Below are 22,759 nucleotides of genomic sequence, written 5' to 3'. Positions count from 1 at the left end.
GCATGCGTGCACTGAGCAAGATCCGCGAACGCATCCAGCGCAAGGGCCTGCGCAACACCCTGGCCAGCGCCTGGCGCCGCTACGTTTTCTATCATTGGGAACTGTTGTGGATGCAGCGCGACCTGCAGGCTCCCGTGCCGCCGCACCGGCTCAAGCCCTACCCGCCACTGCGCCTGGAAAACATCAGCATGACCAACGTCAGGGCTTTCGCCCGGTATTTCGGCGACCGCGTCGAGACCATGCGCGAACTCGCGGGCGAAGGCCATACCGGGCTGATGTTCCTCGACGACGAAGGCGATGCGGTCGCCTTCATCTGGGGCAGCGCCCGGCATTACCACGACCGCCATTACTACGGCTGCTGGTTCCCGGTAGGCCCGGGCGAGTTCTTCGAGTTCGGCGGCGAACTGATCCGTCGTTACTGGGGCACGCGACTGTCGGTGGACCTGCAGGTGGCGCTGTGGCAAGCCATGGCCGCGCAGGGCTGCACCACCGTGGTGGACGTCTGCGAACAACACAACATCCCGGCGCTCAAGCTGCACCTGCGCATGGGCTATCAGGAGCAAGGTCGCATCATGCATGTCTACTGCCTGTTCGGGCGCTGGAAGTTCTTCCGCGAAAGCCGCTATCGCGACTCGCGCCTGGCGCCGCTGCGCAAGCACGCCGCGCAACACACCACGGCCACGGCGTCCTGAGCGGTGGCACTGCAATTGAGTTGGTGCGCCTCGCTGTGCACCCCGAGCTTTCCGGCGGCCGGCTACGAAGCGCTGCGTCAGCGCGTGGCCGCCAGCACGCCCTTCAATCACCTGGGCTGGCTGCGCGCCGCCGAAGCGGCGTTGCAGCCGGGTCAGCAGTTGCAGGTGTTGCTTGGCCACCTCGACGGACGCCTGTGCCTGTGCCTGCCCCTGGTACGCGAACGCCAGCCGCTGGGGCCGTTGAACGTGCCGGTGGTGCGCCACCTGGGCCATCCGCTGAGCGACCGGATCGCCCTGCTGCTGGACCTGCCGGTCAGCCACGCCAGTGCGGTGCTCAAGGCCATCCGTGGCAGGCTGCCGCACGCCCTGCTGCAACTGAGCGAAGTGCCAGACGGCGACAGCGACTGGCTGCAACAGTGGGCCGCCGCCAGCTCGACCTTCGAGCGCCGCCTGACCTGCCGCGTGCCGGTGCACCGTATCAGCCAGGCCGACCGCCAGGAAGTCAGCGGCGACCCGCGTTACAAGCTGCGCCGTGCGCGCAAGCGCATCGCCGCCTGCGGCGCACAGGTACGCCGGATCATGCCGACGCGCGCTGACATCGAGCACTGGCTCGATGCGGTGAGCGCCGTCGAGGCGGCCAGTTGGAAAGGCGATGACGAGGTGGGCATCTTCAGTGGCCCCCTGCGCCGCCAATGGATGTACCAGGCCTTCACGGCGCTGGCCGCCGAGGGTCTGGTGTGCCTGGTGCTGCTGGAACTGGACGGGCGCTGCATCAGCTATCGCCTGGGCCTGCTCGAACGGGGCCGGGTGTATGACTACAACCTGGCCTTCGTCCCCGAACAGCGCGACCTGGGCAGCGGCCGGGTGCTGCTCGAAGAGTGGATTCACTGGGGCCTGGACGACGGCTGGAGCTGGGTCGACGCGTCGCGGGTGAGCCTGGAGAACTCCAGCCACCAACTGCACGAACGCCAGACCGGACAACTCGAGCAATGGCGCCTGAGCTGCTACAGCTGGCGCCTCGACGGCATCGCCCTGGGCCTGGCCCTGCGCGCCTGGCGCTGGCTCAAGCGCCGGCGTAAACCCGACACCCCTTCCCCCCCAGCACAGGAGCGCGCCGATGCCATTGCGGGTCATAGTCAACGCTGACGACTTCGGCCTGGACGACGAAGTCAACGCCGTCATCGTCCGGGCCTTCCAGAGCGGGCTGATCAGTTCGGCGACGCTGATGGCCAACATGCCGGCCTTCGAGGCGGCGTGCGAACTGGCGCAACAACCCACGCTCGCCGGGCGCATCGGCCTGCACGTCAATCTCACCTATGGCTCGCCGTTGAGCCGGGCGATTCGCGCCGAACGGCGGTTGTGCGATGCCCAGGGCGGCTTCGACCTGCAACTGCGCCAGCGCACCCTGCGCCTGTCACCCGGTGAGCGCGAGGCCGTGCGCCAGGAGCTCGATGCCCAGTGGCAACGCTGCCTGGCCCATGGCGTCAGGCCCAGCCACCTGGATTCGCACCAGCACGTGCACAATATCTGGCCGGTCGGCGACGTGGTGGCGCGCTTCGCCCGCGGGCAGGGCGTGCCAGTGCGCCTGGCGCGCAACATCGGCGCCAACATCGGTCCGCTCAAGCGGGTGTTCAAGACCCTGCTCAACCGCCGCCTGAAACAGCTGTGCGCGGTGACCGCCGACCATGTCTGCACGCCACTGGACCTCAAGCACGGTCTGGCGCCGAGCCACGGCGTGCTGGAGGTGGTGGCGCATCCCAGTGCGCTGGACAGACATGACTTCGGCGACGCCTATCTGCCACCGGGCGAATCGCTGGTGCAACTGTTGGACCAGCATTTGTCGGGCGTCGAGCGAGTGGGCTACGCCGGGCTGGGGGATCGCTGAGGCGGGTGCCCTCTATCTACCACCGCGCGTCGCTGGGCGTGGCGTCTCCTGTGGCCTTCCCGAACAGGAGACCGGCCCATGCCTTCGAGCGCTACCCATCCCCACCAACACTTCCTTGCCGCCCGGCTGCCCGCCTGGGCCGCGACGCTGCACGCGGCCCACTGGCAGGCCCTGGGCGCATGCCTCACACCGCCCCAGGGCGAACCTGGCGCCGAGGCCGACTGGTTCGCCAACGCAGCGCCTGCTTTGCGCGAAGCGCTGCTGTCAAGCCAGTCGCGCCTGGACGCTGCGCGCCATCGACTGGCCGAAGCGTTGACCGGCCTGGAGCAGATCAGCGCCTTCGCCGAACCTCGACTCGGCGAGCGTCTGCGCGAGGAACACCAGTTCGCGGCCCCTTTGCGCAGCACGGAACTGATCTGGCTGCATCATCTGTTCACTCACGACGTCTACGTCACCACCCATGAGCGCCGTTCGCTGCTGGAAGCGGCGCTGCACAATTTCGCCGACGACGTCAGCTTCAGCACCGACAGCGCCCTGGCGCTCGAAGGCCATGCCACATGCCGGCCGGTCACGGTCATCGGTAAAACCACCCTGGGCGACAGCGAAACCTGGGTGGACATCCCGTTGCACTCCGAGCAGTTCGAGATCACGGCATTGCCCTTGTCCCCCGCCGATTTCGCCGACACGTGCCGACGCCTCGACCTGGGCGGGCAGTATCAGGCGCACTTGGACAGCCACTTCGCTGCACCCGCGGTTCGCCCCGCCGCCATTGCCCTGTACCAGCACAGCCTGCGCGCCAGCGCCGACCTGGCTCATGTGCGGCACCAGATCAGCGGCGCTGCACTGGACGCCGTGCAGCGACTGATCGACGGACAGCACGGGATCACCTGCCAGCAACTGGAGCTGTTCGGTGTGAGGCTGCACGAGGCGTTGCTGATCGATGCGGGCGATGCCGGACTGCTGCTCTCCCTGCCCGGTCACGAAACGATGCTGCGTCAGTTCGACGGCCTCGAGGCGGTGCGCACGCACCTGCAACAGGCCTTGCTGGCACCGGCCTCACGCCAGGCGTTCAGCGCCTACGTCGACAAAGCCCAATGGGGCGCTTTGCTCGACCGCGCACAGCAGAACCTCGACAGTGGGCACAGTGGCATGGACCAGGCCTGGAGCCTGGCCGCCGACGCCGATCTGCACCTGCGCGTGCTGGGCATCGACACATCGCTGTTCGACTTCCTCTTCGACGACCATGTGGCGCGGCTCAAAGCCGAAGCGCGCCTGCTCGCCGTGCCCACCGCCGAAGCCGACGAGCAGGCGCGTAAACGTCGCCTGGCGCTGTGGCAGAGCCTGGGCCTCAACGCGCTGATGACCGCTGGATTCTTCGTCCCGGCAGTGGGTGGCCTGATGCTGCTGGTGACCGCGTACCAGTTGCTCGACGAGGTATACGCCGGTTACCAGGCCTGGAGCGTGGGCGATCGCCGAGAAGCCTTGCAGCACCTGGAAACCACTGGCCTGAACCTGGCGCTGATCGCCGGACTCGGCGCTGCAGGTGCCGTGGCCGGCAAGCTCGCCAGCACACCGCTGATGGAGCGCTTGATGCCTGTCGAGCTGGCCGATGGCACACAGCGCCTGTGGTTGCCCGACCTGACGGGCTACCGCAGTCAGGTCGAACTGCCGCAAGCGCTGACCGCCAATGCCCGAGGTCAGTTCGTCGACCAGGGACGCCACTTCATCCGCCTCGATGGCCAGCTGTACGAGCAGCGCCTGGACCCGGTCCTGCAACGTTGGCGCCTGGTCCACCCAGACGACGCGCACGCCTACGCCCCCTTGTTGGAGCACAACGGCGACGGCGCCTGGCGCGTCGAGCACGAACAGCCGCAGGCGTGGGATGTACACAAGCTGGTACAGCGGCTGGGTCCAACCTTGGCCGATGTCAGCGAAGTCGAGGCGCTCATGGCCTTGGACATTACCGGGCTGAACAGCACTGCGTTGCGTGAGATCCACCTCAACAACCTGCCAACACCGCCGTTGCTGGCCGACACCCTGGAGCGCCTGAAGATCGCGCGAGACGTGGCAGCCGATCTGCCCGGCCAGACGGCACAGGCCTGGATAGACGCCATCGCCGAGCGCTATGGCGCTGTGACCATCGATACCGATACCGCGCGTCTGCTGGACCGCTATCCCGACGTGCCCGCCCCCCTGGCGCGGCGGCTGGTGAACGTCCTACCGGCCGAAGAACGTGCCCTCTGGCGCAGCACCGATACCCTGCCCCCGTCGCTACGACAGGCACTCGACCGGCTGCGCTGCGAGCTGCCGCTGGCGCGTGGCCTGGAAGGTTTACACCTGCCCATCCTGGCGGGGGAATCCAGCGAGCGCCTGCTGTTCGCCAGCCTGACCCGCCTGCCGGACTGGCCGCAGGACCTGCACCTGGCGTTGCGCGCTGCCAGCCCGCACGGTGCGCTGCTGCGCGAGTGCGGCGTGCCCTTGGCACCGCGCCGGCTGCGCCTGATCAAGTCGGCGGCGGGCTACGAGGCCGACCTAGGCGAACGCCCAGCACCGGGCAGGGTCAGCCACGACCTGCTCGAAGCGTTGCTGTGGACCCTGCCGCAGGAGTTGGGCACGACGCTCGCCCAAGGCGGTGCAGATGCGCTACGTGTACGCTTGCGCACACTGATCGGCGCTGCCCGAGGCACCTTCAGGCAGCGTCTGCTCGCCCCCGAGCAGCCAGGTTGGCGCAGCCGACTACGCCTGCTGGGCGGCCTGGACCCGACGCCGCAGCGACCTGACGATTTCTCTCACCATTCGCTGGCCTCACGCTTGCGGCGGCTGTACCCGTTGGCCAGCCTGGAAGACGCCCAACGGACCCTGCGCGACTGGCAGGCCGCGCTGCGTGTGCCTGAAATCGAAGTGGCGCGCCTGGAGGCCCGCCTGCGCGACCTGCAGGCGCAACTGAGCAGTTGGGCTGGCACCTCGGCCCGGCGCCAGCAAGCCATGCAGCGCATCGTCGACGCCCAACGCGGCAGCTCGATCGTCAGGCTGATGGACGGTACTGCCCAGCACGTGCTGGACCTTTCCGGCATCGGCCTGGACAACGCGAGCCTGGAAAGCCTGGTCCTGCCGGACGATTTTCGCCACATCACAGAGCTGGACCTGACCCACAGCGCCACCCTCAGCCGCCTGCCCGAGCACTGGCTGCAGCGCTTTCCGGCGCTGCAACGCCTGAAGCTACGGGGTTGCGGCTTCTCCCGCGTGCCACGGCTGACCCGGCCAGAGGCGCTGGTCTGGCTGGAAATGGACCGCAATCCGATCACCTGGGACCCCGCTCAGCAAGCAGACTTCGACCGCTACCTCAACCTGCGCGTGGTGGACTTCTCCGACTGCCCGCTGACCCGCGCCCCCGACCTGTCCCGCCACGTACAGATCCGCACGCTGTACATGGACAACTGCCTGCTGTCGACGCTGCCGACGGGCTTGCAGCATCTGCTCGATCCGCTGCTGCTGGACTTTTCCCGCAATCCGCTGCAAACGCTACCGCCGGCCTTCGCCCTGCCCGACCGGATCGCGCGCACCCTGCGCCTGGAAAGCGAAACCCTCAGCGCGGTCGCTGCCGAACAGATCGACGCCTTCTACAGCGCCACAGGCATCGACCTGCTGGTGCCGGACAGCGATTACGAGGAATTGCTGGCCGAAGCGAACGACGCCCAGTTGGGCATTTGGTCGCGGCTGCCACTGGCCTGGCGCCGCGATCTGCGCGAACTGCTCGAAAGCGACCGTTACCTGGACGGCCTGCCCCACACCCGCACCGAGACCTGGCGGCGTCTGGAACGGCAGGACCAGGACCGGTACTACCGACGGCGGGTCCTGGCCCAACCGGCGATCAATCTGCTGGACCGCCCGATCGAGCAAAGCTGATCGCAGCCACCGACCTGCTGCCGTGCTGGGCAGCAGGTCGGCGCCGCGAACACCCGCGCGTGATCACCCGCAGCGCGCCTTCACCGATGTTGGGCCACACTGGAAACTTTGTGGCAGCCGGTGCATGCTCGGCTGAAACGTTTCATTCGCTCAGCTACGTGAGGCGCAGTAACCATGGACCGTCTGCTCGATGCACTTTTCCCCGCCCCTGAAGACATTCCCGACACCTGGCGTCTGGGCGAGCCGCTGGAACAACGCGACTACCTCGTAGGCGGCGAACTCAGGCAGTGGCAAGGGCCACTGGCCACCGTCCGCAGTCCAGTCTGGCTCAAGCACAGCGACGGCGAACGCCAGGTGGTGCTCGGCAGCGCCCCCTTGCTTGACGCCGACACTGCGCTCACCGCGCTCGATGCCGCCGTTCAGGCCTACGACAAAGGCCGCGGCGCCTGGCCGAACATGCGCGTGGCCGAGCGCATCCAGCATGTCGAGGGCTTCCTGGCGCGCATGCGCGAGCAGCGCGGCGCGGTGGTCAAGCTGCTGATGTGGGAGATCGGCAAGAACCTCAAGGACTCGGAAAAAGAGTTCGACCGCACCTGCGACTACATCGTCGACACCATCAACGCCTTGAAGGATCTGGACCGTCGCTCCAGCCGCTTCGAGCTCGAACAGGGCACCCTCGGCCAGATCCGCCGCGCGCCACTGGGCGTGGCGCTGTGCATGGGGCCTTACAACTACCCGCTGAACGAAACCTTTACCACCCTGATTCCGGCGCTGATCATGGGCAACACCGTGGTGTTCAAGCCCGCCAAGTTCGGCGTGCTGCTCATCCGCCCCCTGCTCGAAGCCTTCCGCGACAGCTTCCCGCCGGGGGTGATCAACGTCATCTACGGTCGCGGCCGCGAGACGGTCAGCGCGCTGATGGCCAGCGGCAAGGTCGATGTCTTCGCCTTCATCGGCACCCACAAGGCCGCCAGCGACCTGAAGAAACTGCACCCAAGGCCACACCGCCTGCGTGCGGCCTTGGGCCTCGATGCAAAGAACCCCGGCATCGTCCTGCCGCAGGTGGACCTGGACAACGCCGTGGACGAGGCCGTGACCGGTGCGCTGTCGTTCAACGGCCAGCGCTGCACGGCGCTGAAGATCCTGTTCGTCCACGAGGATGTGGTCGAGCCCTTCCTGGAAAAATTCCAGCACAAGCTGGCCGCCCTCAAGCCCGGCATGCCCTGGGCGCCTGGCGTGGCCCTGACGCCGCTGCCCGAACCTGGCAAGGTCGACTACCTCGACGGCCTGGTGAGCGATGCCAAGGCCCACGGCGCGCAGGTGATCAACCCCGGCGGCGGCCAAAGCCGGGGCTCGTTCTTCTATCCCGCCCTGCTCTATCCCGTGACCGCCGCCATGCGTGTCTACCACGAAGAACAGTTCGGTCCGGTCGTGCCCGTGGTGCCGTACCGCGACCTGCACACCGTGATCGACTACGTGCTGGATTCCGACTACGGCCAGCAGTTGAGCCTGTTCGGCAACGACCCGCAGACCATCGGCGAGCTGGTCGACACCTTCGCCAACCAGGTCGGGCGCATCAACCTCAACGCCCAGTGCCAACGCGGCCCGGACACCTACCCGTTCAACGGACGCAAGAACAGCGCCGAAGGCACCCTGTCGGTGCACGATGCGCTGCGGGTGTTCTCGATCCGCACCTTGGTCGCCACCAAGTTCCAGGACGCCAACAAGACCTTGATCAGCGAGATCATCCGCAACCGCCAGTCCAGCTTCCTCACCACCGACTACATCTTTTAGCGGTGAGCTGTCAGCGGCAAGCTGCTAGAGTCGCGGCTTGGCTCGGCGCTTGCCGCTTACAGCTTGGAGCTGCTTCATGCGAATCATCGAGAAGAACGGGGCGTCGGTGCGCAGTCTCACTGCGGCTGAAGAAGAACTGCTGGTGGGGTTCGTGACGGGGAGCCTGGTTGGGCCGCGGCTGCTGCAAGCCAACCAGTGGCTGATGAGGGTGCGCAGCGCCAACCAGTGGTTGGGGTGCGACTGTCGGCGCGACGCGCTGCCGGTGCTCAATGTCAGCCTCAATGGCAATAGCGGGACGCTGTTTCTGCGCAACAACCCCGAGACGCCCGAGCACGCGCCAGGCTGCCCGTTCAGCAAGGAGGCCCGTGAATCGGGCGGCCACGCCGAGCCTCAGGTAGCGCCAGCGGCCTGGCTGGCGCCGGATACGCCGCTGCGACTGCTGGGCGATTTTCGTCAGGACAGCGTCGCCAGTGGCACTGCGCTGGGCGATGGCACGCCGCGGCGTGAACAGCAGCGCCTGCTGTCGTTGCTGCTGAGCTGGATCGAAGCCAGCGGACTGAATGTCTACGCCACCCACCTGAAAAAGGACCTGACCGCGCAGTTCGCCGAACTGCGTGGCGTGGCTGCGCGCTATCCGCTGCTGGCGCGCGTGCCAGCCAGCAACTACCTGGAAACGCGGCTGGACATGAAGTCGATGATGCGGCTCAAGGCGCGTCTGCGCGATTCCAGCCTGTTCGGCGAGCATCGCCGCCATGGCTTGCTGCTCGACTGCGTGGAGCGCATCGCCGGACGCAAGGTGTTCACCGCCGCCAGCGAGGAGGGTTTCGATTTCCAAGGCCATCACCTGCTCTGGGGTGGCAGTAAAACCGGCGGCCCGCTGCTGGCCCTGGCGCTCTACTCACCGGCGACCGCCGGCAGCCAGTTCTATGAACTGATCCACGTCGCCAGTGTGCCGGTGCTGTCGCGTGGGCAGCTGTTTCCGGTGTACCGGGATGAAGAGCGCGAGCCGTTGAAGGCGCTGGTGTCGCTGATCGACTGGATGGCGGGCAAAGGTGTGAAGGTGCTGATGCGCCGTCCGGTGATTGGCGGCGAGGTGATGGACGAGCTGGTGCTCACGTCCGACCAGGACCGGGTGCTGTCGGTGTCGTTGCTGCAAGAGCCAGTGGGGCCTGAGCCTGAGATGGAGCATTTCAAGCGCTACGCCGACTTCAAGAGCGCGGAGACGTTTCGCAAGTACGTGGCAGGGTTCTTCATGCGCGAGCGGTGATCCGACCGCCCGTGAGAAAGGGCCGCAGCGCGGCCCCAGTGAAAACAGCGTCTCAGAATGCTGCGGCGAAAATCGCCTCGATCTCCGCTTGGCTGGCGCTGCGCGGGTTGGTCAGGCCGCAGGCGTCCTTGAGCGCGTTGCTGGCCAGCACCGGCACGTCTTCACGCTTGGCGCCCAGTTCCTGGAGACCAGCCGGAATGCCCACCGCCACCGACAGCTGCTCAATGGCTGAAATCGCGGCATCGGCGCCCTGCGCCTCGGTCATGCCGCACACCTTCACGCCCATCGCCTTGGCCACGTCACGCAGACGCGCTGCGCTGACTTGGGCATTGAAGCGCTGCACATGGGGCAGCAGCACCGCGTTGCACACCCCGTGCGGCAGGTCGTAGTAGCCACCGAGTTGGTGGGCCATGGCGTGCACGTAACCCAGCGAGGCGTTGTTGAAGGCCATGCCGGCGAGGAACTGGGCGTAGGCCATGTTTTCCCGCGCTTGCAGGTCCTGGCCGTCGTTCACCGCCTGGCGCAGGTTGTCGCTGATCAAGGTGACCGCCTTCAGCGCGCAGGCGTCGGTGATCGGCGTGGCGGCGGTCGATACATAGGCTTCGACGGCGTGGGTCAGCGCATCCATGCCGGTGGCGGCGGTCAGGCCCTTGGGCATGCCGACCATCAGCGCGGGGTCGTTGACCGACAGCATCGGCGTGACGTTGCGGTCGACGATGGCCATTTTCACGTGGCGTGCTTCGTCGGTGATGATGCAGAAACGGGTCATCTCGCTGGCGGTGCCGGCGGTGGTGTTGATGGCGATCAGCGGCAGTTGCGGCTTGGCCGAACGGTCCACGCCTTCGTAGTCGCGGATGTGGCCGCCGTTGGTGGCGCACAGGGCGATGCCCTTGGCGCAGTCGTGCGGCGAGCCGCCACCCAGGGAGATCACGCAGTCGCAGCGCTCGCGTTGCAGCAGCGCCAGGCCGGCTTCGACGTTGGCAATGCTCGGGTTGGGCTTGGCGCCGTCGAAGATCGTCGAGTCGATGTCGCGCTCGGCCAGCAGGCTGGCGATGCGCGAGGCCACCCCGGCCTTGGCCAGGCCAGCGTCGGTGACGATCAGCGCCTTGCGCAGGCCGTAGCCGGCGATGGCCGTCATGGCCTCGCCCAGGCAGTCGAGTCCCATGATGTTCACCGCTGGAATGAAGAATGTGCTGCTCACGGCCGAGTTCCTCTCTCTGGTTGTTGTCTCTCTGGCGGCGAGCATCCTCCGCTTTTCGCGCCCGGATGTTGATCCAGGACAATGTCCGTGACTGCCCAGTCATCGACGCTGGGAAGCGTCGATGAGCGGCCGGCGTCAGCCCAGGAACAGGCGGTAGGCCGGGTTGTCGGTCTCATCCCAGTATTCGTAGCCCATGGCCTGCAGCGCCTGCGGCAGGGTCGCCTGCTCATCGTCCGGCACCTGGAGCGCCGCCAGCACCCGCGCCTGGGCCGCGCCGTGGTTGCGGTAGTGAAACAGGCTGATGTTCCAGCGCCGGCCCAACCGTTCGAGAAAGCCCAGCAGTGCGCCAGGGCGCTCGGGGAACTCGAAGCGCAGCACCCGCTCCTGGGTATCCGGCGCGGCATGCCCGCCGACGGTATGGCGCACATGCAGCTTGGCCAACTCGTTGTCGGTGAGGTCGAGCACCTCGTAGCCCTGCTCGCGCAGGCTGTCGAGCAACCCCGTGCGCGGGTCGCGCTGTGGGTGGGTCTGCACACCGACGAACAGCCGGGCCGGCTTGCCGGGCTGGCAACGGTAGTTGAATTCGGTCACCTGGCGCCGGCCCAGGGCCTGGCAGAAGGCCCGAAAACTGCCGGGGCGCTCGGGGATGGTGACGGCGATCACCGCCTCGCGCTGCTCGCCCAGTTCGGCGCGTTCGGCCACATGGCGCAGGCGGTCGAAATTGACGTTGGCGCCAGAGTCGATGGCCACCAGGGTCTGCCCGCGCGCACCCTCGCGCGCCACGTATTTCTTGATCCCGGCCACGGCCAGCGCGCCGGACGGCTCGGTGATCGAGCGGGTGTCGTCGTAGATGTCCTTGATCGCGGCGCACAGCTCATCGCTGCTGACGCTGATCACCTCGTCGACGAAATGCCGGCACAACTCGAAGCAATGGGCACCGACCTGGGCCACCGCCACGCCGTCGGCGAAGCTGCCGACCTGGGGCAGGACCACACGCTGCCCGGCGGCCAGCGCCGCTTGCAGGCAGTTGGCGTCATGCGGTTCGACACCGATCACCTTGACCTGTGGGCGCAGGTACTTGACGTAGGCGGCAATGCCCGCGATCAGCCCACCGCCGCCGACCGGCACGAAGATCGCGTCCAGCGCACCCGGCTGCTGGCGCAGGATTTCCATGGCCACGGTGCCCTGCCCGGCGATCACATCCGGGTCGTCGAACGGCGGTACGAAGGTCGCGCCTTGCTCGTCGGCCAGGCGCAAGGCGTGAGCCAGGGCGTGGGGGAAGCTGTCGCCGTGCAGCACCACGTCACCACCCCGGGCGCGCACACCGGCGATTTTCAGCTCCGGCGTGGTGGTGGGCATGACGATGGTCGCGACCATGCCCAGGTGCGCCGCCGCCAGGGCTACGCCTTGGGCATGGTTGCCGGCCGAGGCGGTGATCACGCCACGCGCGCGTTCGGCCTGGGACAGGCGCGACAACCGCGTGTAGGCACCGCGGATCTTGAAGGAGAACGTCGGTTGCAAATCTTCGCGCTTGAGCAGCACCTGATTGCCAAGACGCGTCGAGAGTGCCGGCGCGGGCTGCAGCGGTGTTTCGATGGCCAGGTCGTACACGGGCGCCGCAAGAATGCGCCGCACCTGCTCCGACAGCAGTTGCTGGGGCGTGACGGCGGTACGGGGGCTGACGCTGAGATTGCTCATCGATGACTCCTGGGTGGTTTCACGTGCCCAGGAGTCGAGAAGAAAAAACCCGCCTCCAGGGCGGGTTCGGTGCCAGTGCGCGCTAGCCCGCCAATCCGATGATGGCGGTAATAATGATCAGGCCGAAGGTGCGCGCTGGCAGGGAGGTATTCATGGGGTAGGAACTTATCCCGCCAACTCGTAGGAAGTCAACACTCCGCCGTGCGCTGCTGGGCGGACAGCGGCACGTCGAAGACCTTGTCGAAGCCCCACTGGAATACGAAGGCATAGACGAAGAAGAACACGAACAGCGCCAGGTTGGTGAGCAAAGCGCTCCACAGGCTGATGTCCAACCAGAACGCCACCAGCGGCAGCAGGATCAGCACCAGCCCGCCTTCGAAGCCCAACGCATGCAGCAGGCGCCGCAGCCAGGTCCGGCGACGCTGTGCCTGGCGCGCTTCCCAGCGCTCGAAGGCCCAGTTGTAGCCCATGTTCCAGCTCATGGCGATGCCGGACATCAGCACTGACAGCAATGTGGAATGGGCCATGCTGGTCTCGAACATCAGCGCCAGCGCGGGCGCGACGCAGGCGACGGCGATGATTTCATAGAGGATGGCCTGGACGACCTTGCGAGCCTTGCCTTGCATGGGGCGTTCCTTCGCGTAAACGGACGACGACGGTACCCCGGTTCAGCGTGCGGTTCAAGCGATGCGCTACGGCGTATCCCCCACTGCCGCCGAGCGCTCGGCCGGCTCTGGGGCGCCCAGTGCCTGACTGAAGAAGGCGGCGGTCTCGCTTTGCAGGCTGCGGTGCACTTGGCGCCGATCGACGCCATCGGCATCTTTGCACAGCACGGCCATGCGCTGGCGTTGCTCGTCGTCGCACGGTGCCATGAACACGAAATGGCCGGCACCGGAGAGCAGACGGTAATCGGGGGTGACCGGCAGCTTGCGCGCCAGGGCGCTGGCATTGCGCTCCACGGCCAGCAGTTGATCCTGATCGCCGCTGTAGATCAGCGCCGGCACCTGCACATTAGCCAGGGCATGGCGACCGAACATCAGCCCCAGTGGGGCCATCAGCACCACCGCCCCGACCCGCGGATCGGCCTGGGGCGCCAGCTCGCTGCGATCGGAGATCAGCACGCCATGGGTCTTGCAGGCATCGGCGTCCAACGGCCGCTCCAGGCAGTAGTTGCGCAAGCGTTCCAGGTCTGGTCGGGCGCCGGAGAGGATCAGCGCGGTCTCGCCACCGGCCGAATAGCCGATCACACCGACCTTGCCGGGGTTCAGATACGGCCCTAGCAGCGTGTCGGCACGTGCGGCGCTGATCGCGGCACTCACCTGCAGCGGGCGTCCATACAGGTTGCTCAGGGTGCCAAGACGGCTGTGATCGTGCAGGTTGTCGCCGGGATGGGTCACCGCCACCACCACGAAACCCTGGCGCGCCAGTGACGTGGCCAGATCATGCAACGCCACGGGCGTACCGGTGTTGCCGTGGGAGATCACCAACAGCGGAAATTGCCCCAGGGCCACCGGCGCTTCCTCGGCCACGCGCAGCGTATAGCCATCGATACGCGTCTGATGCGCCGTGGCGCTACTGGGGTAGAACACCAGTGCCTGCATGGGCTGGGCATCCAGCGGGTCGCTCAGGGCCAGACGATGCAGGCCGGCCACCCAGGGCGCAGCGTCGGCGCGGGCCAGCAGGCCACCGAGCAGGATCAGGGTCAACAGGGCACGGGTCTTCATCGCAGCGGCTCTCCCCTGGAGGTGGACGAGTAGCACAAGCATAGAAGCGCAGCGCGTGGGTGCAGATGAAAGATCCATGAAAAAGCCGGCTGTCGTGCGCCACGACAGCCGGCTTTTTCAGCAGCGCTGAATCAGGCGGCGAACAGTTCGCCGGCGATCTGCGCCTGTGCGGCAGCGATGGCCGAGCTGCGCTGCTCAGGACCGTAGGCCAGGCCTTCGGCGCGGACGATCTGCAGATCGGTAATGCCCAGGAAGCCGAACAGTACCTTGAGGAACTCTTCGTGGCCGACGCCGGTCGGCTGGCCTTGGTGCAGACCGCCAGCGGTGGAGACCAGAATCACCTTCTTGCCACCGCACAGGCCTTCGGGACCGGCTTCGGTGTAGCGGAAGGTCTTGCCGGCGACGGTCACGCGGTCGATCCAGGCCTTGAGCTGAGTCGGCACGCTGAAGTTGTACATCGGCGCGCCGATGACCACGGCGTCGGCCGCCAGGAACTCGGCCAGCGTCTCGGCGCTCAGGCGTGCTTCATGGGCTTGAGCGGCGTCACGGGCTTCTTCGGCGGTGCCGGCGGCCAGCAGGGTCGCGGCGGAGAAGTGGCTGATGGCATCGCTCGCCAGGTCGCGGTAGGTGACTTCCACGCTCGGGTCGGCCGCTTTCCAGGCTTCGACCACTTCGCGGCTCAACTGACGGGAGGCGGAATTGTCGCCCAGGATGCTCGAGTCGATGTGCAACAGTTTCATGGGAATCTCCTGTGAATGACGACCGCGCAGTGAGGCGATCAGGATGGGCAGGATGCTACAGAAGGGTTGAATAGGTGAATAGTGAGCAAAAGTGCATTAGTTTGTTCCACTGGTGGAACGGTGGGACCGAACATGCAAGACCTCAATGACCTTTTCTATTTCGCCCGCGTGGTCGAAGCCGGGGGCTTCGCTGCGGCCGGCCGTCAATTGGGCATTCCCAAATCGCGCTTGTCACGGCGCATCGCCGAGCTCGAGGAGCGCCTGGGCACGCGCCTGTTGCAGCGCACCACGCGGCAATTGAAGTTGACCGCCGTGGGTGAGCGCTACCTGCACCATTGCCAGGCGATGCTGCTGGAGGCCGAGATGGCCGACGAAGCGGTGGCCAGCATGACCAGCGAACCGCGCGGGCGGCTGCGGGTGTCTTCGCCGGTGGCGCTGGCGCACGCGTTCCTGCCACCGGTGATCAATCGTTTTCTGCAGCAGTATCCGCAGGTGCAACTGGACATGGTGCTGCTCAATCGCCGCGTCGACCTGATCGCCGAAGGCATCGACGTTGCCTTGCGCGTGCGTGACGTGGGCGACGAAGACCCGGCCCTGGCCACCCGCCGCCTGCGCCAGGCGCGCATGCACCTGGTGGCCGCGCCGGGTTTCGCCGTCGGCCTGGAGCACCCCTCACAGTTGCTGAGCCTGCCGGTGCTGGGCGCCGCCGAAGCCGATCGGCTGGTGCACTTTCGCCTGATCGGGCCCCATGGCCAGGCGCAGGACATCGCCTTGGAACCGCGCCTGGCCATCGACGACTTCATCGTGCGCAAGGCCTCGGCCTGCGCGGGCCTTGGTTTCACCGCACTGCCGAGCATGTACTGCGAAGAGGAGCTGGCGCGTGGCGAACTGGTCCGCCTGCTGCCAGACTGGTCGCTGCCCGGCGGGTTCCTGCAAGCGGTCTACCCCCATCGACGCGGCGTGCTGCCGGCGGTGCGGGTATGGATCGATCATCTGGCGGCCTCGTTCGAGGCCTGTGGAGAGCGCTATGTCTGAACGACACTTGACGACCGAACAGGCTGCGGCCTTTTGCCTGAGTCTGCCCGGGGCACGGGAGGATTACAAATGGGGCGGTGTGCGGGTGTTCTCGGTGGCGGGCAACAAGATGTTCGCCGTGCAAGACCTGGCGGGCGCCGGCCTGTCGTTCAAAGTGGACGACACACTTTTTCTCGGCTACTGCGACCGTCCCGGCGTGCGGGCGGCGCCCTACCTGGCGCGGGCTCACTGGATCAGCGTGATGCCGCCCTACGCCCTCGGCCGCGAAGAACTCACTGAGTTGTTGCGCCGCTCCCACCAGTTGGTGGTGCGGCGCTTGGCCAAGCGGTTGCAGGTGGGGTTGGTGATCGAGTGAGTACAGAGCAGTTGGTCAGCCCCCCTCAACGCCCCAGCCACCCCAGCCACAGATAATCCGCCCACACCGCCTGGTGCACCACCACGATGCCCCAGAACACCACCTGGTAAGACACCTTGCGTGTCTTGTGGCGAAACAGTTGCTGGGCCACCAGTGCCCCCGGCCAGCCGCCCAGCAGTTCGCTGGCGTGCAACACCTTCTCCGGGATGCGTCGACCCAGCTGGCGAGCCTGGCGCTTGTCCTGCCAGTACAGCGCCAGGCACACCAGGCTGGCCAGGGGGTACAGCGCCAACGGCAACCAGGACTGCCCGTTCCAGGCCATGCGTGCGATACCTGCACCTGGCAGCAGGCATAGGCCGAGCAACACCAACAATTTCAGGCGCAGGTAGCGAACACCGCCCTCCCCAGCCCGACCAGGGCCAGGCCGGGCGGCGGCTGGATCACGTTTCATCCGGCGTGCGCCGTCGCCCAGTCGACCCAGCCGAACTGCCAGGTCGCCAGGATCAGCAGGCCGAAGGCGATGCGGTACCAGGCGAACACCGCATAGCTGTGATGCGCGATGAACTTGAGCAGGGCGCGCACCGCGATCATGGCGAAGATGAACGACACCACGAAGCCGATGGCGAAGACTGGCAGATCGGCCGGCTGGAACAGGTCACGGTACTTGTAGCCCGAGTACACTGCGGCCCCGACCATGGTCGGCATCGCCAGGAAAAACGAGAACTCGGTGGCCGCCTGGCGCGACAGGCCGAACAGCAGGCCGCCGATGATGGTCGAGCCCGAGCGCGAGGTGCCCGGAATCATCGCCAGGCACTGCACCAGGCCGACTTTCAGGGCGTGGCTCCAGCGCATGTCATCGACATGCTCCACCGCAATGCGGTGATCGCGCCGCTCGGCCCAGAGCATGATCACACCGCCCACCACCAGCGCCACGGCCACGGTGATCGGGTTGAACAGGTATTCATGGATGAGATCGGCGAACAGCACGCCGAGCACCACCGCCGGCATGAAGGCGATCAGCAGGTTGGCGGTGAAACGCCGGGCCTTGGGCTGCGTCGGCAGGCCCTGCACGACCTGGAAGATCTTGCTGCGAAACTCCCACACCACGGCAAGAATGGCGCCGAGCTGGATGATGATGTTGAACGCCATTGCGCGCTCGCCGCCGAAATCGATCAGGTCGGCCACGATGATCTGGTGACCGGTACTGGAAATCGGTAGAAACTCCGTCAGGCCCTCGACGACACCCAGAATGATTGCCTGAAAGGCACTCCAAAAATCCATCAACTCCCCCAAATGAATACCGCTCGTTGGCGGCATCCTAGTTTTTTTCCATTACAGATGTGCACCGCCCGCGCGGCGTCGCTGTTTTACAGCGTCTGTTGGTCCGGACGCCAGCGAAAAAGTTCGCGCAGACTAAAGGTTTCATCTTGCGCGGCCGAGATCCTAACAGAGACCCGTGCGCAGACGCGTGCGGGATGCAACAGGGAAGGTCGCCCGACGTTGGTCGACTGGGTTGCCGGACGCCAACCGTGGTTGGATGTCGCTCGTATAAAAAGAACAACGCAATGGAGTGAGCTTTCGATGAACACACTGAGATCGATGTCGATCAGCCGCCGTCTATGGCTGATCCTGCTGGTATCGCTGGCCATGCTGCTGGTGCTCGGGTTGCTGTTGCTGCGCCAGATCCACGGCGACCTGTACCAGGCCAAGGCGGAAAAGACCCGCCACGTGGTGGAGACCGCCGTGGGCGTACTGGCCTATTACCAAGGCCTGGAAGCCGCCGGCACGCTCGATCGGCAAAGTGCCCAGCAGCAGGCGCTGCAAGTGGTGCGCGGGCTGCGCTACGACAAGGACGACTACTTCTGGATCAACGACCTGCAGCCAAAGATGATCATGCACCCGGTCAATGCCAAGCTCGACGGCCAGGACCTCTCGGCGATCCGCGACCCGAACGGCTTCGCCGTGTTCAACGAAATGGTGAGCCTGGCCAAAGCCAAAGGCGCGGGACCGGTCGACTACCACTGGCCCAAGCCCGGTGCCAGTGAGCCGGTGGCCAAGACCTCGTACATCGAGTTGTTCAAACCCTGGGGCTGGATCATCGGCTCGGGGGTCTACGTCGATGACGTCCAGGCCGAGTTCGCCCGCCAGGTGCGCGACGCCTCGCTGCTGGGGCTGGCGATCGCCGCGCTGATGGGCCTGCTGGTGTGGCTGATCGCCCGCAGCATCGCCCGCCCGTTGCAGGAAGCGGTGCAGGCCATGGGCAACATCGCCAGCGGCGAAAGCGACCTGACCCGGCGCCTGGACACCCACGGCCGCGACGAGATCACCCACCTGGGCGAATACTTCAACCGCTTCAACGGCAAGCTGCAGGGCGTGATCGGACAGTTGCAAGGCACCGCCCATGCCCTGGCCCAGACTGCCGGGCAGGTCGGCGACAATGCCGGCAGTGCCCAGCAGCACAGCGCCAGCCAATCGCTGCAGATGGACCAGGTGGCCACTGCGGTCAATGAAGTGACCTACGCGGTGCAGGACGTGGCCAAGAATGCCGAACAGGCCGCCAGCGAGATGCGCACCGCCCAGGAACAAGTGGACCAGGGCCAGCAGGCGATTCAAGGCAGCCTGCAGCAGATCGACCGGTTGTCGGCGACCATCGACCAGGCGCAGGGCGTGATTCGCGACCTGGCCGGGCACAGCACGCGCATCGGCGGCGTACTGGAAGTGATCCGCTCGATCGCCGAGCAGACCAACCTGCTCGCCTTGAACGCCGCCATCGAAGCCGCACGGGCGGGCGAACAGGGTCGCGGCTTTGCCGTGGTGGCCGACGAGGTGCGCCTGCTGGCCCAGCGCACGGCTCAGTCCACGGCCGAGATCCAGACCATGATCGAGCACCTGCAAGGTCAGTCGGACGCGGCGGTCAAGGCCATCGACACCAGCAGCGAGGCCTCGCGCCAGACCGTCGCCCAGGCCCGCGAGGCCGGCAGCCGGCTGACCGCCATCGAGCAGGCGCTGCACACCCTGGCCACGCTGAACACCTCGATCGCCAGCGCCACCTTGCAGCAGACCCACGTGGTGGAGGAAATCAACCGCAACGTGCTCGACACCGCCGGCCTGTCCCAGCAGACCGCCGAGGCCGCGCGCCAGTCCAGCGACGCCGGTACGGCACTGGCCCGCCTGAGTGAGGAGCTCGAACAATTGCTGCGCCAGTTCAGGGTTTGATCGGCCCTGTCCCACCTGACAACTCTGCCAGTAGACCGCCCAGCCGGACCTGGCAGACCGTTGAGCCTCCATGCCACCACTGGAGATCGACATGTTCAGGTACAGCCTGGCCGCAGCCCTGGTCCTGGGGTTGCCGAGCGCATTCGCCGCCGCGCCCATCGAGGTGGGCACACCACAGGAAACGCTGCGGCGCATCAACGACAATTACAACCGCATCGACAACGCGTGCAAGGAGCCGGGAGGCGCGCCGCGCGGCCACTACTACTGCAGCGGTGTCACCCTGCGCATGGTCGATGACGGACCGTTCAATCCCTGGGACTACAGCCCCTACGCCATCAGCACCGGCGCCACCTCGTTCAGTTGGATCCGCAAGGACCTGAGCACCAGCCGCCTGATTCGCCCGGCCGGGTTCATCCTGCGCACGCCCGAGGACGCCCGGCGGTTGCAGGCACCGGTGATGGAAACCGGCTTCATGTGCATCTACGCCTTCGACGGCTTCACCGGGCCGGATCGCCAAGCGTGGGGCTGCGGCACGCTCAAGCAGCCTGTAAAAGGCACGCGCTGGTCCGACACCCGCCCCGAGGGCTACCAAGTGCGTTCGGCAACCACTCCGCCCAACGCCAACGCCGCGCTGGCCTGGGGCTCGTGCGACCTGCGCAAGATCGATACCGCGGCGCAGTGGCGCAGCCAATTCGGCCACCTCAGGCCACCTGCACTGGCGCCCAACAACCTGAACCGCATCCAAGTCCAGCAGTGCTCGTGGAACGCCGAACAGGCTGCAGACTGGAATGCCATGATCGACGTCCACCAGGCCCCCGGCACCCGCCATCGGGACGGTTTCGCACGCAAGGAACTGCTCAACGAGTTCCTGCTGCGCAATGACCAGTCCGGCAAGACGCCCGACGACGGCAGTGCCCGCCTGCCCTACATCGATGCCTTCGTCTGGGACGTCAATAGCACCTATGTGGCCAGCACCCGCGGCGATACGCGCAAGGCCCGGCCCACGGTCGGCCTCAAGCCGGCCCAGGCGTTCCAGCGCAAGCTGTACGCGCAAGGCTACGCCGTGCCGATCCTGCGCCTGGACTTCACCCAGCCCGCCAGCCAGCGCTTCAGCTACGAGCCCAAGGACCAAGTGGTGCCGCTGAGCGATGCGCCAACGCCCACCCCACCTGCACCTGCGGCGCCGCAGCCGGGCGTGCTGATCGCCTCTGCCGATTGGGTCGAGCGCAAGCCGGACGAACTGGGCATGGGACGTACCGAGAAGTCTTTGGTCCTCAAGCTGGCACCCGGGGTGAAATTGAGCACCGACAATGTCGAGGCCATCTATGCGGACCTGGAAGACCGCTACGGCGACAGTCCGCAATGGCTGCACGATGAAATCCATCCCGGCAGCATGCGTGCGCAACTGCAGTGCCTGGCCGTGCGTCACCCGAACAATGCCCAATGGCAGCTCGAACCCTGGCGTCCGGTGCTCTCGTCCACCGACATGCAAAAGGCCAACTGCAACCCGGTGCGCAGGCTGATCGAGTCGACCCGCTGGACGGTGCTGACTGAAAAATGTCAGCCGCTCACATCCGAAGACAGCGGCGAGGCGCTGTTCGGCTTGCGGGTGGTGCCAACCGCGCTGGGCCGGCAAGCCAGTGCACAGGACTTGTACGCCGAGCTGTACCGCCAGGAAGGCCTCGATCCGCGCTGGCAGGAGGGCATTGCCGGCAGCATGGACCTGCAACTGGCCTGCCTGCACAAACTCTACAACCGCAAGGCCGACTGGAACCTTGAGCCCTATCGCAAGGCCACCTCGTCGGCGCAGACCGAACGGGCCAAGTGCAACCCGTGAACGTGCATCGGCCCACTGCCCGCGCAAACGGCGGACGGTGGGCCGAGTCATTCACGCTGAAACGGGATTGCAACCGACTTTCTCGGCCTGCTCCTCGCTCACGAAAGGCCGTACCGGCTCCAGGTTATAGGTGGACTTGTAGCGGATGGGGTTACCGACCTTGTCCTTGCCGAACACATGGCAGCTCAGTTGCGTGGCCATGGAGTTGCGCCGTGAACCACGGTCGTAGTCTTTCCAGCGTGGGTCGGCTCCGTACCGGCTCTTGAGCTCTGCATACATCGCATCGATTTCAGCGCGTTCGACGTTGCGGCCGCAACGGGTCGGCTTGACCGACAAGGTCCAGACATTCTTGCGGAAACCCGGATCGTAGCGGCGGATCCACTCGGCACTTTCCACGTACTGGCTGCACGTAGCGTTAGCGCGGCTGCCGTCGGCCTTGAGGAACTGGGCATTGGACTCACAGGCGAACCGCGTCTTGGCTGAAGCGTCCTTGGGAAAGTCCATCCGCATCACCGGCACCCAGTTGCCGGTCTTCGCGTAATAGTCCTGCTGGTTGCGCTGCGCTGCGCCCAATCCTCGCGACTCGCTGTAGAAGAAGGCGGCGATCGGTACGGGTTCATCGGCCTTCCAGCTCACCAGACGCAATTCGGTCTGCACTTCACGCCCGGTCCGAGTATCGGCGATCGACTGGCGCGCCTTGATGAAGGAGGCGAACGCATCGCGCCGGGCGCTGGCATCAAGGCGTCCGTTCATGTCGAACGAGCACTGGCGTTGGCGACGATGCCGACCGCCCTTGTCTTCGTACAGCGCGTCGAAGTATTTGCGCCAATCCTGGGCATTCATCAGCTTGGCCGACTGACAACTGGCCTCGGTCCGTCGAGTGGTGCGGTTGTCGCCGCAACCCCGACTGTCGCGGTCATCGGTCCAGGCATCGACCGGAAAGGCACAGTAGACGTCGAGTTTCTTCTGTCCTTTGCCCACATAATCGCGTGGCGTGAAGATCATGCCATCGGTATAGCCCAGGCCGGGATCCTCGTAGCCGATCTTGTCGGCACGCATCCACGACACCGACACGCCTCCCGACTTTTCGGAGGCCGGGCTGGGATTCCACACATCGTAGCGCTCGCCCTTGTGGGCATCGGCACGCTTGGTGCCGCGGATCATCACGCCGGAACAATCGACGGCCGGGTTGCGCCCGCAGGCATCGACCGTCTTGTTGTACCACTGGGTCACCTCGCTGGCGACGGTCTCGCACTGGTCGGCCGATATCGCACCGGTAGACACGCACAGGGGTAATGCGCAGACGAGGATGAAGGGAAATCGTGATCGTTTCATGGGTGACAACCCTCGGTTGATCAGGTGTCAAGTCATCCTATGGCCCACCTGCACGCCTCACTACTGGCAGAAAT

At 66.1% G+C, this 22,759-nt stretch carries 18 protein-coding genes and 1 pseudogene; 11 read left to right on the top strand and 8 right to left on the bottom strand.

The window, feature by feature from the left end; genetic code table 11:
• Positions 1 to 2 precede the first annotated feature (2 nt).
• From Q6A47_RS19575 to Q6A47_RS19550, 6 genes are all read left to right on the top strand, one after another.
• Positions 3 to 692 (top strand): GNAT family N-acetyltransferase, encoded by a 690-nt coding sequence (locus Q6A47_RS19575; RefSeq protein WP_295485241.1) that lies wholly within the window; start codon positions 3 to 5, stop codon positions 690 to 692.
• A gap of 3 nt (positions 693 to 695) precedes the next feature.
• Positions 696 to 1,838 carry a GNAT family N-acetyltransferase gene (locus tag Q6A47_RS19570; RefSeq protein ID WP_116888144.1) on the top strand — a complete coding sequence of 381 codons (1,143 nt, stop codon included), beginning with the start codon at positions 696 to 698 and terminating at the stop codon, positions 1,836 to 1,838.
• Entirely contained in the window at positions 1,810 to 2,577 is a 768-nt protein-coding gene (locus Q6A47_RS19565; protein WP_304485131.1) for a carbohydrate deacetylase, read from the top strand. The genes Q6A47_RS19570 and Q6A47_RS19565 overlap by 29 nt, the downstream gene beginning before the upstream one ends.
• A 78-nt stretch (positions 2,578 to 2,655) precedes the next feature.
• Entirely contained in the window at positions 2,656 to 6,483 is a 3,828-nt protein-coding gene (locus Q6A47_RS19560; protein ID WP_304485130.1) for a dermonecrotic toxin domain-containing protein, read from the top strand.
• A gap of 174 nt (positions 6,484 to 6,657) precedes the next feature.
• Positions 6,658 to 8,277 (top strand): NADP-dependent glyceraldehyde-3-phosphate dehydrogenase, encoded by a 1,620-nt coding sequence (locus Q6A47_RS19555; RefSeq protein ID WP_304485129.1) that lies wholly within the window; start codon positions 6,658 to 6,660, stop codon positions 8,275 to 8,277.
• Positions 8,278 to 8,353: 76 nt separating this feature from the next.
• Positions 8,354 to 9,544: a DUF8534 domain-containing protein gene (locus tag Q6A47_RS19550; protein ID WP_304485128.1), complete on the top strand. Its 1,191-nt coding sequence runs from the start codon at positions 8,354 to 8,356 to the stop codon at positions 9,542 to 9,544.
• 52 nt (positions 9,545 to 9,596) lie between these two features.
• On the opposite strand, the gene yiaY is transcribed toward Q6A47_RS19550, so the two are convergent.
• From yiaY to Q6A47_RS19525, 5 genes are all read right to left on the bottom strand, one after another.
• Entirely contained in the window at positions 9,597 to 10,745 is a 1,149-nt protein-coding gene (yiaY, locus tag Q6A47_RS19545) for an L-threonine dehydrogenase (protein WP_039577513.1), read from the bottom strand.
• 135 nt (positions 10,746 to 10,880) lie between these two features.
• Entirely contained in the window at positions 10,881 to 12,443 is a 1,563-nt protein-coding gene (gene ilvA / locus Q6A47_RS19540) for a threonine ammonia-lyase, biosynthetic (RefSeq protein ID WP_304485127.1), read from the bottom strand.
• 188 nt (positions 12,444 to 12,631) lie between these two features.
• Positions 12,632 to 13,069, bottom strand: coding sequence for a PACE efflux transporter (locus Q6A47_RS19535; protein ID WP_029614385.1), 438 nt, complete (start codon positions 13,067 to 13,069; stop codon positions 12,632 to 12,634).
• Between the two features lie 66 nt (positions 13,070 to 13,135).
• Positions 13,136 to 14,167, bottom strand: coding sequence for an alpha/beta hydrolase family protein (locus tag Q6A47_RS19530; protein ID WP_039577505.1), 1,032 nt, complete (start codon positions 14,165 to 14,167; stop codon positions 13,136 to 13,138).
• A gap of 131 nt (positions 14,168 to 14,298) precedes the next feature.
• Positions 14,299 to 14,907 (bottom strand): FMN-dependent NADH-azoreductase, encoded by a 609-nt coding sequence (locus Q6A47_RS19525; protein ID WP_039577502.1) that lies wholly within the window; start codon positions 14,905 to 14,907, stop codon positions 14,299 to 14,301.
• 132 nt (positions 14,908 to 15,039) lie between these two features.
• Between Q6A47_RS19525 and Q6A47_RS19520 the strand changes: the two genes are divergently transcribed.
• Together Q6A47_RS19520 and Q6A47_RS19515 are read left to right on the top strand one after the other, a co-directional pair.
• Positions 15,040 to 15,942 carry a LysR substrate-binding domain-containing protein gene (locus tag Q6A47_RS19520; protein ID WP_039577497.1) on the top strand — a complete coding sequence of 301 codons (903 nt, stop codon included), beginning with the start codon at positions 15,040 to 15,042 and terminating at the stop codon, positions 15,940 to 15,942.
• Positions 15,935 to 16,297, top strand: coding sequence for an MmcQ/YjbR family DNA-binding protein (locus tag Q6A47_RS19515; protein WP_304485126.1), 363 nt, complete (start codon positions 15,935 to 15,937; stop codon positions 16,295 to 16,297). Before Q6A47_RS19520 ends, Q6A47_RS19515 begins: the two co-directional genes overlap by 8 nt.
• A 25-nt stretch (positions 16,298 to 16,322) precedes the next feature.
• On the opposite strand, the gene Q6A47_RS19510 is transcribed toward Q6A47_RS19515, so the two are convergent.
• Both Q6A47_RS19510 and Q6A47_RS19505 read right to left on the bottom strand, forming a co-directional pair.
• Positions 16,323 to 16,748, bottom strand: coding sequence for a DUF1294 domain-containing protein (locus Q6A47_RS19510; protein ID WP_304485125.1), 426 nt, complete (start codon positions 16,746 to 16,748; stop codon positions 16,323 to 16,325).
• A complete protein-coding gene (locus Q6A47_RS19505; protein ID WP_304485124.1) occupies positions 16,745 to 17,578 on the bottom strand; it encodes an undecaprenyl-diphosphate phosphatase in 834 nt (277 codons plus the stop codon). The genes Q6A47_RS19510 and Q6A47_RS19505 overlap by 4 nt, the downstream gene beginning before the upstream one ends.
• A gap of 12 nt (positions 17,579 to 17,590) precedes the next feature.
• Between Q6A47_RS19505 and Q6A47_RS23105 the strand changes: the two are divergent.
• The 3 genes and pseudogenes from Q6A47_RS23105 to Q6A47_RS19495 all read left to right on the top strand — a co-directional run.
• Positions 17,591 to 18,640: pseudogene (locus Q6A47_RS23105) on the top strand (cache domain-containing protein); the annotation flags it as partial.
• Between the two features lie 138 nt (positions 18,641 to 18,778).
• A complete protein-coding gene (locus tag Q6A47_RS23100) occupies positions 18,779 to 19,513 on the top strand; it encodes a methyl-accepting chemotaxis protein (RefSeq protein ID WP_369811563.1) in 735 nt (244 codons plus the stop codon).
• A 91-nt stretch (positions 19,514 to 19,604) separates the two neighbouring features.
• On the top strand, positions 19,605 to 21,350 hold the full coding sequence (locus Q6A47_RS19495) for a DUF2599 domain-containing protein (protein ID WP_304485123.1): 1,746 nt from the start codon (positions 19,605 to 19,607) through the stop codon (positions 21,348 to 21,350).
• Between the two features lie 51 nt (positions 21,351 to 21,401).
• Here the strand turns inward: Q6A47_RS19495 and Q6A47_RS19490 are convergent, their stop codons facing one another.
• Positions 21,402 to 22,685 carry a DUF2599 domain-containing protein gene (locus tag Q6A47_RS19490; RefSeq protein ID WP_304485122.1) on the bottom strand — a complete coding sequence of 428 codons (1,284 nt, stop codon included), beginning with the start codon at positions 22,683 to 22,685 and terminating at the stop codon, positions 21,402 to 21,404.
• Positions 22,686 to 22,759: the final 74 nt, after the last annotated feature.

It is taken from the genome of Pseudomonas boreofloridensis, from assembly GCF_030580795.1.
Taxonomy (GTDB): Bacteria; Pseudomonadota; Gammaproteobacteria; order Pseudomonadales; family Pseudomonadaceae; genus Aquipseudomonas; species Aquipseudomonas boreofloridensis.
Note: the sequence above shows the minus strand (reverse complement) of the source record. Positions and strands in the feature narration are given on the sequence as shown.

Excerpts from the sequence above, each read along its gene's own strand:
- Q6A47_RS19575 (WP_295485241.1), top strand. The coding sequence starts at position 3 with ATGCGTGCACTGAGCAAGATCCGCGAACGCATCCAGCGCAAGGGCCTG.
- Q6A47_RS19565 (WP_304485131.1), top strand. The coding sequence starts at position 1,810 with ATGCCATTGCGGGTCATAGTCAACGCTGACGACTTCGGCCTGGACGAC.
- Q6A47_RS19560 (WP_304485130.1), top strand. The coding sequence starts at position 2,656 with ATGCCTTCGAGCGCTACCCATCCCCACCAACACTTCCTTGCCGCCCGG.
- Q6A47_RS19555 (WP_304485129.1), top strand. The coding sequence starts at position 6,658 with ATGGACCGTCTGCTCGATGCACTTTTCCCCGCCCCTGAAGACATTCCC.
- Q6A47_RS19550 (WP_304485128.1), top strand. The coding sequence starts at position 8,354 with ATGCGAATCATCGAGAAGAACGGGGCGTCGGTGCGCAGTCTCACTGCG.
- ilvA (WP_304485127.1), bottom strand. The coding sequence starts at position 12,443 with ATGAGCAATCTCAGCGTCAGCCCCCGTACCGCCGTCACGCCCCAGCAA.
- Q6A47_RS19535 (WP_029614385.1), bottom strand. The coding sequence starts at position 13,069 with ATGCAAGGCAAGGCTCGCAAGGTCGTCCAGGCCATCCTCTATGAAATC.
- Q6A47_RS19530 (WP_039577505.1), bottom strand. The coding sequence starts at position 14,167 with ATGAAGACCCGTGCCCTGTTGACCCTGATCCTGCTCGGTGGCCTGCTG.
- Q6A47_RS19525 (WP_039577502.1), bottom strand. The coding sequence starts at position 14,907 with ATGAAACTGTTGCACATCGACTCGAGCATCCTGGGCGACAATTCCGCC.
- Q6A47_RS19520 (WP_039577497.1), top strand. The coding sequence starts at position 15,040 with ATGCAAGACCTCAATGACCTTTTCTATTTCGCCCGCGTGGTCGAAGCC.
- Q6A47_RS19515 (WP_304485126.1), top strand. The coding sequence starts at position 15,935 with ATGTCTGAACGACACTTGACGACCGAACAGGCTGCGGCCTTTTGCCTG.
- Q6A47_RS19510 (WP_304485125.1), bottom strand. The coding sequence starts at position 16,748 with ATGAAACGTGATCCAGCCGCCGCCCGGCCTGGCCCTGGTCGGGCTGGG.
- Q6A47_RS19505 (WP_304485124.1), bottom strand. The coding sequence starts at position 17,578 with ATGGATTTTTGGAGTGCCTTTCAGGCAATCATTCTGGGTGTCGTCGAG.
- Q6A47_RS23100 (WP_369811563.1), top strand. The coding sequence starts at position 18,779 with ATGGACCAGGTGGCCACTGCGGTCAATGAAGTGACCTACGCGGTGCAG.
- Q6A47_RS19495 (WP_304485123.1), top strand. The coding sequence starts at position 19,605 with ATGTTCAGGTACAGCCTGGCCGCAGCCCTGGTCCTGGGGTTGCCGAGC.
- Q6A47_RS19490 (WP_304485122.1), bottom strand. The coding sequence starts at position 22,685 with ATGAAACGATCACGATTTCCCTTCATCCTCGTCTGCGCATTACCCCTG.